This window comes from Nitrospirota bacterium (genome assembly GCA_016214855.1).
GTDB lineage: Bacteria > Nitrospirota > Thermodesulfovibrionia > Thermodesulfovibrionales > UBA6898 > UBA6898.
The window spans coordinates 1-12775 of sequence record JACRMT010000007.1; the positions used below are offsets into that span (position 1 = coordinate 1).

A 12775-nucleotide genomic window follows, 5' to 3' on the forward strand; every position below is an offset into this window, starting at 1 on the left:
AGTGCTGCTTGTTAACTCCGTTCGACTTGCATGTGTTAGGCACGCCGCCAGCGTTCGTTCTGAGCCAGGATCAAACTCTCATTTGATACTGGTTTCTCTTAAACTCATTTTTCAACGTGACCTGCTCTATAGTTTTCAAAGAACAATGCGCCCGGAATACCTGTTTTTGATTTAAAGGTACTCTGGACACCTGCAGAAGCCATGTCAATATAACATGGCTTAACTGACGAACCCTGATTATAAATATTTCGAATCAACTTTGCAAGCAAAATATCGCCATTCTCAAAAAAATAATAAAAGACATTGAAAAATAAGAAAAATAGCCATAAGGCAATCATGATGATCGCCTTGTTTTGACTATAATTTTTGACTATAATTCATGAACAAAGAAGTTCTGCTGCCATTCATCCTCAACCGTTGTCCAGTTCCCGTGACCCGGCAATAATTTTGTTTTCGGCGGCAGGGAAAGCACCTTTTTAAAAGATATTTTCAATGCCTCAATGCTGCCGCCGTAGAAGTCAGTCCGTCCTATCGAGCCGGCAAATACCGTATCGCCGGTAAACACTATCCCGTCTGTCTCAAGACATATTCCGCCGGGGCTATGACCCGGGGTATGCATTACCTGAAGCTTGACTTCCCCTGCCACTATTTCCTCTCCATCCCGCAAAAAGAGGTCAGGATGGGGAGGCTGGACAACATGAAATCCCCAGATAGCTCCCTGGGATTCAACTCTCGAATAGATCTCAAGGTCATCTACATGCAGCATGACTTTTGCCCCGGTCTTTTCCCTCAGGACGGCTATGCCGCCTGTGTGATCAAAATGGGCATGCGTACAGATAATATATGAGACGTTCAGGTTCCTGCTCTTGATGAATTTCAGTATCTTGTCAGGCTCATCGCCTGCATCGATAACAAGAGCATCGAGGCTCTTCTCATCATAAACAACATAGCAATTGACCTGAAGCGGTCCGACAACAATGGTCTCTATTTTCATGGTCACCCCCTGCCCAATTTTTTCATGATCACTCCACGAACATAATGCATCTCGTCGTTTTTCATGATTGCCGTCGCAGCAACGTAGATAATTGCACAGAGGATCATCGTCCCTGAGAGATAAACGGCCTTTGCCGCGGTAGAGCCGCTTTTTGTCCAGAGTTCTCCGCGCAGCAAAAACCAGCCCGCTATTCCCATAATAAACGAAGAGAGGAGAACCTGGGAAAAGGACTTTGCAATCTTTCCCGCGTCAATATAATGGAGTTTCTTTTTCAGGAAATAGATCAGGATAAGAAAATTGATCCCCGAAGCAAGCGAATTCGCAAGGGCCAGACCGGAATGCCTTAGCGGTCCCATGAGAACAAGGCTGAGCAGAAGATTTGACGCAACACCGACAGCCGCGATCTTTACCGGGGTTTTCGTATCCTGCATGGAGTAAAAGGTTGCGGTTATGACCCTGACGCCGACAATAGACCAGATACCGATAGAATAGAAGAATAATGCCTCTGCGGTTCCCCGGGTCGCAGCGTAATCGAATTGCCCCCTCTGAAAGAGAAGATTAACGATCGGTTCCCTGAGCGCAATAAGTCCTGCCATGGAGGGCACTGCGATAAAAAAGAGCAGTCGAAGTGCAAAGGAAAAATCCTCGCGAAGCCGTTCGAAATCGCCCTTTACCGCATGTTCTGACAAGGCAGGAAGAACTGCCATGCCCATGGCAACACCGAATATGCCGACAGGAAACTGTATAAGCCGCATGGAATAGTAGAGATAGGTAATACTTCCTTCCTGCAGATAAGACGCAAGGATATTGCTCACGATAATATTTATCTGGTTTACAGCAAGGGCCATTGTTGCCGGCAGGATAAGGATTGCCATCTTTTTCAGTCCCGGATGGCGAAAGCCTGGATCAAGGCCGAGCGAATAGCCGTTTCTAAAAAAAGCGGGCAGCTGAAAAGCGAACTGCACAAACCCTCCTAAAGCGATCCCGACAGCAACAACGAGGATCGGCTGTTTTGCCATGGGAGCAAAGGCGATCACCACAGCGATCGTCGTGATATTCAGCATTGCAGGAGCAAGCGCAGGGACAAAAAAGACCTTCTTCGTATTGAGTGCTCCCATGACCAGTGATGCAAGGCTGATGAACAGAAGAAAGGGAAACATGATCCTCGTGAGAAGAACGGTCATTGAGAACTTTTCCGGAGAGCTGAGAAATCCCGGAGCAATCGCCGCCACAATGGCCGGAGAAAAAACAATGCCGGCAACACAGATGAGGCCAACCACAATAATAAGAAAGGTGAATGTTATGCGCACAAGGCGGGAAGCCTCTTCGTCTCCCAGCTTCTGTCTCTGCTCAGTCAGGACCGGTATGAAGGCAGAGGACATGGAACCTTCAGCAAAAAGCTCCCTCAAAAGGTTCGGTATCCTGAACGCTGCAAAGAAGGTGTCAGAAAGGCCGGTAGCGCCAAAATAGACAGCAAGGATCATGTCCTTTACATAGCCCAGGACCCGACTGATAAACGTCGCAACAGACATGAGGCCTGCTGCCCTTGCTATTTTTCCCCTGCCGTCCATATCAGGGCTCATTATAGCAAATGAGCCCATCTTTCAGTCCTGATATATTGCTAAAACGGGCCAAATCCCTTTAAAATTTGAGATGTCTATTTTAAATAAGATCGTAACTCGGAAAAAAGACCGGCTTTCTCATGCAAAGGCAAAAACCTCAATTACCCAGCTCAAGTCTGCCATTAAAGATATTCCTTTGACCTTTGACTTTGAACAGGCACTGACAAGGCAGGAAGGACAGATACGCCTTATTGCTGAAATCAAGAAAGCGTCTCCGTCAAAGGGGCTTATACGTCAGGACTTTAACCATAAGACTATTGCAGCTGTCTATCGAGAGAACAACGTGAATGCAATATCCGTTCTTACGGAAGAGGACTTTTTTCAGGGCCGGCTCGAGTTTCTTGCAGACGTTAAGGCTGCTTCCCTGCTTCCTGTTCTCAGAAAAGACTTTATCTTCGACGAATACCAGATCTATGAGGCAAGAGCAAACCAGGCAGATGCGATCCTTCTCATCGCAGCGATCCTTGAGGAAAAACAGGCAGAGGAATATCTTCATATCACCAAAGAACTGGGCATGGCCGTTCTCTTTGAGGTTCACGATCACAAGGAGCTTGAAATGGCGCTCAGGATCAATGCCCCTGTTATCGGCATCAACAACCGCAATCTTAAGACACTCCAGATAGACATGAATACCACCCTTGAGCTGCAGAAGGAGATCCCCTCCGACAAAATTATCGTAAGCGAAAGCGGCATAAGAACACGGGATGATGTTCTGAGGCTCGAACAGGCAGGTATTGACGCGATGCTGATAGGGACATCCCTCATGGAGGCAGCCGACATCGGCAGGAAGATAGAAGAACTGAGAGGCACGTAAGAAGAAGAGCCCTTGTGCTAAAATAGGCGCTACCAAGGCGTTATTACAAGCTTTAATAAACGGAGGTAACATATGCAGGAGACAAAAGTAGTGCTCCCGGACAGGGAGATCCCAAGGCAGTGGTACAATATTATGGCCGATATGCCGAATCTTCCGAAGCCGCCGTTACACCCCGGCACCAGGCAGCCGGTGGGGCCTCAGGATCTTAGTGCGATCTTCCCCATGTCTCTTATCGAACAGGAAGTGTCAACCCAGCGGTGGATCGACATCCCCGAGGAAGTCCTGAACCTCTATGCCCTTTGGAGACCTTCTCCCCTTTACAGGGCGCACAGGCTTGAGGCAGCACTTGGCACCCCTGCAAAGATCTACTACAAATATGAGGGTGTGAGTCCGGCAGGCAGCCACAAACCTAATACCGCCATCCCTCAGGCATATTACAACAAACAGGCAGGTATCAGAAGGATCGCCACAGAAACAGGTGCTGGCCAGTGGGGCTCATCCATGGCGCTTGCAGGCACCATGTTCGGGCTTGACGTGACGGTCTATATGGTCAAGGTGAGCTATAACCAGAAGCCCTACAGAAGAATTGCTATGGAGACCTGGGGAGCAACCGTGCATCCCAGCCCGTCAACATTAACCAATTCCGGCAGAAAGATACTTGAGATAGACCCAAACAGCGAGGGAAGCCTCGGCATTGCCATATCAGAGGCAGTTGAAGATGCGGCAACGCACGATGACACGAACTATGCGCTCGGCTCAGTGCTTAACCATGTTGTGCTGCACCAGACCGTGATCGGGCTTGAGGCAAAAAAACAGTTCGAGATGGTTGGCGACTATCCTGACGTGATTATCGGCTGCTGCGGCGGAGGAAGCAACCTCGGCGGCGTTGCATTTCCTTTTCTCCAGGACAAGATAGGCGGCAAACAGCTGCGCGTCATCGCTGTCGAGCCTTCATCCTGCCCAACGCTCACCAAGGGAGAGTTCAGGTATGATTTTGGCGACACTGCCGGTCTGACACCGCTCATGATGATGTATACCCTCGGCCATGACTTCATGCCTCCGGGAATTCATGCAGGCGGCCTGAGATACCATGCAGACTCTCCTCTTGTCTGCCAGCTTTACCACGACAAGCTGATCGAAGCAGTTGCCTACGGTCAGACAGCATGCTTTGAGGCTGCGATCAAATTTTCAAAAGCAGAGGGCATCATCCCTGCACCCGAGAGCTCTCATGCGATTAAAGGGGCAATTGATGAGGCACTGAAGGCAAAGGAAGAGGGAAAACAGAAGACGATCTTCTTCAATCTGAGCGGGCATGGATACCTCGACCTTACCGCTTATCAGGATTATCTGGCAGGAAAACTGCAGGACTATGAATATCCTGAGGCAATGATCAAGGAAGCGCTCAAAAAGCTGCCGATTATCTAAACAGGGCAAAGGGCAAGGCGGATGGCAGAAGGTGCAGGACCTGAGGCCATCTGCCCTGAGCCTTCAGCCGAATGAGGTTGCTATGGTAAAGGTCAAGATCTGCGGGATAACAAATATCGAAGATGCGGAGGCTGCGATCGATTTTGGTGCAGATGCTTTGGGTTTTGTCTTCTTTAAGGGAAGTCCCCGCTGCGTTACTGTGGGGCAGGCAAAATCGATCATCTGCAGGCTCCCTGCATTCGTCACCACCGTGGGAGTGTTTGTTGATGAAACCCCGGAAGTAATTCAGTCAACAATTATGGATGCAGGCATAGACGTTATTCAGCTCCATGGGGAAGAGAAACCTGAGGCCTGCCAATTCTCCCGGAGAAGCATTAAGGCGATCAGGGTTAAATCGATCGACAGCCTTGAGCCCCTGAAAACATTCAAAAGCCTTGTCTCGTCCTTCCTCCTCGATGCGTATGCCGCAGATGCCCTCGGCGGCACAGGTCAGAAATTTAATTGGGACATTGCGGTGGAGGCAAAACAGTTCGGCAGGATCATCCTTGCCGGAGGACTGACACCGGACAATATCCGTGATGCCATTGCCCATGTAAGACCCTACGGAGTTGATGTGAGCAGCGGAGTTGAGCGGGAAAAGGGCAAAAAAGATCATCAGAAGATGAAGCTCTTTATCGAACGGGCTAAAGAAGCGCTGGCTGCTGGCTGATAGCGATAGGAAAAATGCAGCGGTCCGGCTATTTATGCCTGAACGGCTTTAGCCTTAAGCCCTTTACGCTTAGCCGACCCCTTGTCTTCTGAACTGACTTTGATCACGGTTTTGACATTGCCACGCGGATTAAAATCACCGACAACCTCAAGAAATCTCGGCTTCAGCTTTTTTTCGAGTTCGCCAAAGACCTTATTGGTGATCTCCTCGTGGGATATGTGCATATTTCTGAAAGAGTTGAGATAAAGTTTCAGAGATTTTAGTTCTACAATTTTCCTGTCCGGCACGTAGGTTACGGTGATCATGGCAAAGTCAGGATATCCTGACCTCGGGCAGAGGCAGGTGAATTCCGGATAATTGATAGTGATCTCGTAATCGCGTTCCGGGTTCGGATTGTCCCAGATCTCAAGCTTCGCCTTTTGTATTGATATTTCTCCGTATTTCATAGTGAAATCTATCATGTGCAGTAAGGAATTGTAAAGTGCTCTCTTGACAAAGATAAATCGGTTTTTGTAAGTTACTACAGTATCTCTGCAAGCAAAAAAACAACCCCGCGTGATAGGCATAACCTTCCGCGAATAAAAAACCTGACGTTAAAACCCGGATGAGGAGTAATTTATGGGAAACATCTCAATTTCTGAACTCAAGGACAAAACCATTGATGAGCTTACTACTGTTGCCAAGGAACTGAAGGTCGAAGGCGCTTCAGGCCTCAGAAAACAGGACCTGATCTTCGCTATTCTCCAGGCACAGACAGAAAAGACCGGCAATGTCTTTTCCGCCGGAGTCCTTGAAATACTCCCTGACGGATTCGGATTCCTCAGATCACCTGACTACAGCTACCTTCCAGGACCTGATGATATCTATGTTTCTCCTTCCCAGATCCGCAGATTCAACCTCAGGACCGGAGACCTGATCTCAGGGCAGATAAGGCCACCGAAGGAGTCTGAGAGATATTTTGCTCTTCTCAAAGTTGAGGCGATCAACCACGAATCTCCTGAGGAAAATGTAAATCGCCCTCTTTTTGACAACCTCATCCCCTACTATCCGACCGAAAGAATACGCCTTGAATATGATTCTACGGACTACTCAACGCGTGTAATGGACCTGGTTACGCCTATCGGCATGGGCCAGAGAGGCATGATCGTCGCTGCTCCCAGGACAGGCAAGACCGTTCTGCTTCAGTCCATTGCAAAGGCTATCAAGAAGAACCACAGGGATATTCATCTCATCATCCTGCTTATTGATGAGCGGCCAGAAGAAGTGACCGACTGGAAGCGGCAGGTCTCTACCGCAGAGATTATCAGCTCGACCTTTGACGAGCCGCCCCAGAGACATGTCCAGGTTTCGGAGATGGTCATTGAGCGGGCAAAACGCCTTGTCGAAAGCAAGAGAAATGTCGTGATCCTTCTTGACAGTATTACCAGACTTGCGAGGGCTTACAATGCAATCATGCCGACAAGCGGCAAAGTCCTTTCAGGCGGACTTGATTCTAATGCGCTCCAGAGGCCGAAACGGTTTTTCGGCGCTGCAAGAAATATCGAGACCGGCGGCAGCCTCACGATCCTTGCAACCGCGCTTATTGATACCGGCAGCAGAATGGATGATGTCATCTTTGAAGAGTTTAAGGGAACAGGCAACATGGAGCTGCATCTTGACCGGAAACTCGTTGAAAAGAGAATCTTCCCGACCATTGACATCAATGCCTCCGGAACAAGAAAAGAAGAACTGCTGGTAGAAAAAGATCTGCTAAACAGGATCTGGATCGTCAGAAAGGTGCTGAACTCCCTCAGCACGGTAGAGAGCATGGAGTTTCTCTTAGGCAAGCTGTCCGGCACAAAGGCCAATAAAGACTTCTTCGATATGATGAATAAATAACTGCCATGAAAAGCCGGAAGAGCGCTTAGGTGCTCCTTCCGGCATTTTCAATCACCCGCAGTGAAGGGAAGCAAAAGAACCAACATTACACGTACCGCTTGTATTTACATCTACTGCAAATGTCAATAAACAAGTCTGACCCCATAGCCTCAACGTGGACGTATTCGTGTCGGCGGATACCAGACAGTGTGTTGCTGCTGCGCAATCCGGTTTAAAGGTTATTCAGGCATAACCCACACTGGATCTGCTTAATAGGATCTGGATCGTCAGAAAGGTGCTGAACTCCTTCAGCACGGTGGAGAGCATGGAGTTTCTGCTTGGCAAGCTGTCTAAACTACTATTGCTGCTTCCAGTCGTCTCCAGGCATAATTCGATGCATGAACTCGTCGAACATAGGCACCGTGAATGCCGTATCCCCATGATGAGGACTCCAGACCATGCCTTTGGAGATTAACTGATTCCTAGTCGGACCGAGAGAGGTTACTCCACGCCCTAACTGTTCAGCAATGTCTCCTGAACGATGCGGACCAGGACCTAATTCGGCCATCGCGCGGAGATATCTTTTCTCGGAAGGGGTCAGACGATCAAACCTTACACGAAAGAAACTTTCATCGAGCGCTGCTATAGCAGCGATTGATGCATTTTTAACGTCTTCTTGTGTAATCGGCGATGCTACTGCCGAGTCCCACGAATGTTTCCCCCACTCCTGCACGAAATAAGGGTAACCGCGAGTCTCTTTCACTATGCGATCAAGTGCTTCAGGAGTTACTTCGACCCCCTGTTTTTCCGCCGGCTTGACGATGGCAAATTTTGTTGATTCTGGAGAAAGGGGGCCGATTTCAGGAAAGTCGAACAAACGCTCTGCATAGGATTTAGCCCGGCCCATTCGACCCCTCAACTGAGGCAGCCCGGCACCTACCAACACTACTGGAAGACTCCGCTGGGCGGTGCGGTGCAATGAGGTGATGAGTGCTGCGAGTTCGTCCTCTTTTACATACTGCAGCTCATCAGCAAAAATCGCCAAAGCTGTGCCTGCTTCTTTCGCGGCTGCACCGACCGTCTCCAGCAAAGCTTGCAGATCATGCTCCAGATCACCGTTGTCCGCCAAGCCAGGCTCAGGATCAAAGTCAAATCCCACCTCGATGTCTTCATACTTCACTTTCAGCGACTTGGCGAATCCGGCAAGCGCCCGGAGAGCTCTTTGAGCAAGGTTCTTCGCTTTCTCATTCCGTGAAAGCCTCAGCAAAGCTTGACGCAACTGGGGAGCCAGTATTGCGGGCAATGAACGGTTTTCAGGTGCTTCTACTCGCAATGTCTGGATACCAACTCCCTCTGCATCGTCCCTCATTCTATCCAGCAGTACCGTCTTGCCTACCCCACGAAGGCCTACCATCAGAATGCTTTTCGTAGGCAGACCTCGGCGCACGCGTTCAATGGCCACGCGTACCGTTTCCCGCAATTCATCTCGGCCTGCGAGTTCCGGGGGCGGCGTTCCAGCACCGGGGGCAAAAGGGTTCGTGATTGGATCCATAGATTAATTATACTGAATTTAGCGAATTTATCAAGAAAAGATAAACTGACTAATTTCATTCAAACTGTCCAACGGCCATTGGTAAGAATCATCATTTATAGGGGGATAAATGGGTTCCGAAGTCATTGCTTATTGTAAGTGTGGCTTGAAGGCCAATATTCTCATCGGTGGCGGCAGGGTTAATTTCTTGACAACCTGCTACTTCCCTTGTCTTTGCGTGCGTTGCAGCAATGTAGTCCAGGCAAACCTTCTCACAAAAACCTTGCGATGTCCAAAATGTCGAAGCACAAAACTGACGCCTTATGATAACACTGACCTCGCAGGGTCGCCGGGGCAGGATGAAGTAGCAGAATGGAACGTTGAAGACAAACTCGGCCGAACGCTTAAGCTGACTAATGGCACTTACAAATGCCCAAAGTGTGAGAAGTTTACACTACGGTTCAAAGACAGTGGCCTGCGATCGGATTAAATCGGTTAGCCCTGAGCCTCTTCTATCTCATAGTTCACATTCACCTGCAGATCTTTTCTGAGCGAGTGATATACAGAACAGTATTTTTCCTGTGAAAGTGAGATAGCCCTGTCGAGTTTCTTCGGCGTGATATGCTCACCTGCTATATGGAGCACCATATCGATCTTTGTGTAGTATTGCGGAGGAGTCGGGTTCCTTTCTCCGGCAATATCGATCCTGAATTTCGTGATCTTCGCCTTCATCTTTGTCACAAAAGAGACAACGTCAATCGCAAGGCAGCCTGCAACACTCAGAAGAAGGCTCTCGGTAGGAATACATCCCCACTGAGCCTCAGCATCAAAATCAAGCTCAAAGCCGCGGGGCGTCCGGCCGAGAAAGATGAGGTCCTTGTCCCATGTGAGTGATGCCGTGTTGACCGGTCTGATCTTGCTCTTATATCCATCCAGATTTTCTTCAAGTTCAATTTTTTCTTCTGAGCTCATCTATCGTCCTCCAATATCAAATTATAAACAGGGGAATTATAGCAAACCTGCGACAGGAGCATCAAAAGTTGAAGAAGAGGCGCGTCAAGGCAACCATTCAGTTATGAGGGGGCGTGGTCAAGAATCCCCTCCTTACCAAGGAGGGGTATGGGCCAAAAGTAGGTGCTTTAAGCAGAGGTTTTGGTAATATTATCTATACCCCACCATACCTCCCCTTGTAAAGGGGAGGATTTTTGTGCCCGAATCTGAAAGGCGTCTTCTCCATCTGTCTTTTCAGTTGCCCTGAAAAGGCTTATAGGTCTATACTGTAAGTCAAATCCTGCATTTTTTGCGCAAATTCCAGGGAGCTTCGTATGCCTTTTTTCGGTGAGGTTTTTTCGAGCGAGATTATCAAAAAGACAGTCCTTGACCCTAAGGGAGAGGACCTCGGACGGGTACGCGATCTTGTTGTCATAAAAGGCGATCCTCTTCCCAAGGTATCTGCGCTTATCATTGAGAGAAAAAAGAAGTCTTTTTATCTGCCCTGGCATGACCTTAATATCTTTAACAAAAAGATAATATCCTCAAGGGTCTATGCAGAAAGCCTGAAGTCATACGAAATGATGGCAGATGATCTCCTTATTCTCAGGGATATCCTTGACAAGCAGATCGTTGACGCCAACGGAGCCAAGGTGGTCCGGGTGAACGACATCAAGCTCGAAGGATATCACAACGAGGCAGTGCTCATTGCTGTTGATGTAGGCATGAGGGGTATCCTGAGAAGACTCGGCATGGAACGAGGCGGCGAAGACCTTGCAAGGCTCTTCAAAAAAAGTCTTCCTTTTAATCTTATCAGCTGGGACTACCTTCAACCTCTTGAGCCCAAGCTCACCGAGATATCACTTACCATACCGAGGCAGATGCTTTCAGACCTCCATCCTGCAGACATTGCCGACATCATCAGCAGCGTGTCTCAGAAAGACGGAGCAACCTTCTTTAATAACCTCGACATCGAGACCGCGGCAGAGGCCCTGTCCGAGCTGAAACCTGAGATGCAGGCTGACATCATCAGTGCCATGGACACGGAAAAGGCTGCTGACATCATTGAAGAGATGCCGCCTGACGAGGCAGCTGACGTGCTGAGCGATCTGACTACTGAGCGCGCCAAGGAGATCCTCGAACATATCGAAAAAGAGGAAGCTGAGGATATCCAGGAGCTTCTCGGCCATGAAGAGGATACAGCAGGCGGCCTCATGACGACTGACTTTATTGCCTTTCCGCCGGATATGACCGTGCAGGAGGCATCTGAGAGGTTCAAGACTGAAGCGCGAGAGGCGGAAAACGCCTATTATCTCTACATCGTCGACAAGGAAGAAAAACTCCGCGGCGTTGCCTCCCTGCGACAGATGCTTCTTGCAGAGAATGACTGTTATCTTGCAGACATCATGGAAACAAATCTGAAGACCGTTGCTCCTGGCGAGGACGAAATGGTTGTTGCCGGGATCATCTCAAAATATAATCTCCTCGCACTCCCGGTTGTTGATGAGAATGGGTACATGCACGGCATCATTACGGTCGACGATATCATAGACCTGCTGCTGCCTCCTGAGGCAAAAAAGAAACGGAGAAGAGTGTGAAGCTCTGGAAGAACATACTCTTTTTCCTCAGCGTCATGGGGCCGGGCATCATCACCGCAAATATCGACAATGATGCCAGCGGCATAACGACCTATTCTGTGGCCGGCGCACGCTTTGGCTATGGCCTGCTCTGGACCCTGCTTCCGACAACGATCGCACTTGTGGTCATTCAGGAGACGATCGCCCGCATGGGCGTTATCACAGGGAAAGGGCTCTCTGATCTTATCCGAGAGAATTTTGGCGTCAAGACGGCCTTTTTCATGATGCTGGGCCTTTTTGTGGCGAATTTCGGCAATACCATTGCAAATCTTGCGGGATGGGCTGCGAGCATGGAGATCCTCGGGTTCAGCAAGTTTGTGATGGTGCCGGTTGGAGCAATATCGATATGGATCCTTGTTACCAAAGGAAGCTACCGGTTTGTTGAAAAGATCCTCCTGTTCGCATGCCTTCTCTATTTCGGCTATGTCATTTCAGGCTTTATGGCAAAACCTGACTGGGGGCCTGTCATGAAAAGCGCGATCATTCCGCAGATGAGGTGGAATGCGGAATATGTCGTGCTCAGCATAGCGATCATCGGGACCACGATCACTCCCTGGATGCAGTTCTACCTGCAGTCATCGATCGCAGAAAAAGGCATCAAGAAAGAGCAGTATAAGGCATCACGACTCGACGTAATTATAGGCTGTTTTATAACCGATATCGTCAGTTTTTTCATCATCGTTACCTGCGGAGCGCTGCTCTTCCCGCAAGGCATCCGCATTAACGAGGCATCGGAAGCGGCTCTGGCACTGAAGCCCCTTGCCGGGGAGTACGCATATCTCGTTTTCTCTGTCTGTCTTGCCAATGCCTCTTTACTTGGTGCCATCATCGTGCCCCTTGCAACTGCATATTATGTTTGCGAAGCAATGGGATGGGAGACCGGCATCAATAAGACATTTAAGGAGGCTCCGCAGTTCATGTGGATCTACACCATGACCATAGCACTTGCATCGCTGGTCATCCTGATACCCGGGGCACCTCTTGTCTTCCTGATGGTCCTGTCAGCCGTTATCAACGGACTTCTGCTTCCCTTTGTCCTTGTTTTCGCTCTGCTTCTGGTGAATAACAGGAAGCTTATGGGCGAATATACGAATTCCCGCACGTATAATTACATCTCATGGGCAACGGTCGTAACGATCATCATTCTGACATCATTCCTTGTGGTGACAACCTTTATACCGCTTAATGGGTAGCAA

The 12775-nt window shown here is 49.0% G+C and carries 12 protein-coding genes and 1 other annotated feature; of the genes, 6 read left to right on the forward strand and 6 right to left on the reverse strand.

From position 1 onward, the window contains the following. Positions 1–2 precede the first annotated feature (2 nt). Positions 3–87 (reverse strand) — a sequence feature (possible 16S ribosomal RNA but 16S or 23S rRNA prediction is too short). 17 nt (positions 88–104) lie between these two features. From HZB62_07935 to murJ, 3 genes are read right to left on the reverse strand one after another with little or no spacing between them, the layout of a single operon-like run. Then, entirely contained in the window at positions 105–338 is a 234-nt protein-coding gene (locus tag HZB62_07935; GenBank protein MBI5075075.1) for a hypothetical protein, read from the reverse strand. A gap of 32 nt (positions 339–370) precedes the next feature. Further along, positions 371–994, reverse strand: a complete 624-nt coding sequence (locus tag HZB62_07940) for an MBL fold metallo-hydrolase (GenBank protein ID MBI5075076.1) — start codon at positions 992–994, stop codon at positions 371–373. A 2-nt stretch (positions 995–996) separates the two neighbouring features. Beyond that, entirely contained in the window at positions 997–2595 is a 1599-nt protein-coding gene (murJ, locus tag HZB62_07945; GenBank protein ID MBI5075077.1) for a murein biosynthesis integral membrane protein MurJ, read from the reverse strand. A gap of 52 nt (positions 2596–2647) precedes the next feature. On the opposite strand from murJ, the gene trpC reads away from it, so the two are divergent. The 3 genes from trpC (at position 2648) to HZB62_07960 (ending at position 5564) form a co-directional block, all read left to right on the forward strand. Further along, positions 2648–3430 (forward strand): indole-3-glycerol phosphate synthase TrpC, encoded by a 783-nt coding sequence (trpC, locus tag HZB62_07950; GenBank protein ID MBI5075078.1) that lies wholly within the window; start codon positions 2648–2650, stop codon positions 3428–3430. 72 nt (positions 3431–3502) lie between these two features. Further along, positions 3503–4855 (forward strand): TrpB-like pyridoxal phosphate-dependent enzyme, encoded by a 1353-nt coding sequence (locus tag HZB62_07955; protein ID MBI5075079.1) that lies wholly within the window; start codon positions 3503–3505, stop codon positions 4853–4855. An 82-nt stretch (positions 4856–4937) separates the two neighbouring features. Then, a complete protein-coding gene (locus tag HZB62_07960; protein ID MBI5075080.1) occupies positions 4938–5564 on the forward strand; it encodes a phosphoribosylanthranilate isomerase in 627 nt (208 codons plus the stop codon). Positions 5565–5596: 32 nt separating this feature from the next. Here HZB62_07960 and queF read toward each other — a convergent pair whose 3' ends face one another. Then, positions 5597–6010 carry an NADPH-dependent 7-cyano-7-deazaguanine reductase QueF gene (queF, locus tag HZB62_07965; protein ID MBI5075081.1) on the reverse strand — a complete coding sequence of 138 codons (414 nt, stop codon included), beginning with the start codon at positions 6008–6010 and terminating at the stop codon, positions 5597–5599. Between the two features lie 181 nt (positions 6011–6191). On the opposite strand from queF, the gene rho reads away from it, so the two are divergent. After that, complete coding sequence (gene rho, locus HZB62_07970; GenBank protein MBI5075082.1) at positions 6192–7442, forward strand: transcription termination factor Rho; 1251 nt, start codon at positions 6192–6194, stop codon at positions 7440–7442. A gap of 337 nt (positions 7443–7779) precedes the next feature. Here rho and HZB62_07975 read toward each other — a convergent pair whose 3' ends face one another. Together HZB62_07975 and HZB62_07980 are read right to left on the reverse strand one after the other, a co-directional pair. After that, positions 7780–8973, reverse strand: a complete 1194-nt coding sequence (locus tag HZB62_07975; protein MBI5075083.1) for an ATP-binding protein — start codon at positions 8971–8973, stop codon at positions 7780–7782. A 474-nt stretch (positions 8974–9447) separates the two neighbouring features. Beyond that, positions 9448–9924 (reverse strand): OsmC family protein, encoded by a 477-nt coding sequence (locus HZB62_07980; GenBank protein MBI5075084.1) that lies wholly within the window; start codon positions 9922–9924, stop codon positions 9448–9450. Between the two features lie 353 nt (positions 9925–10277). Between HZB62_07980 and HZB62_07985 the strand changes: the two genes are divergently transcribed. Both HZB62_07985 and HZB62_07990 read left to right on the forward strand, forming a co-directional pair. Then, positions 10278–11540 (forward strand): CBS domain-containing protein, encoded by a 1263-nt coding sequence (locus HZB62_07985; protein MBI5075085.1) that lies wholly within the window; start codon positions 10278–10280, stop codon positions 11538–11540. A gap of 35 nt (positions 11541–11575) precedes the next feature. Further along, positions 11576–12772 carry an Nramp family divalent metal transporter gene (locus tag HZB62_07990; protein MBI5075086.1) on the forward strand — a complete coding sequence of 399 codons (1197 nt, stop codon included), beginning with the start codon at positions 11576–11578 and terminating at the stop codon, positions 12770–12772. The last annotated feature ends 3 nt before the right edge of the window (positions 12773–12775 follow it).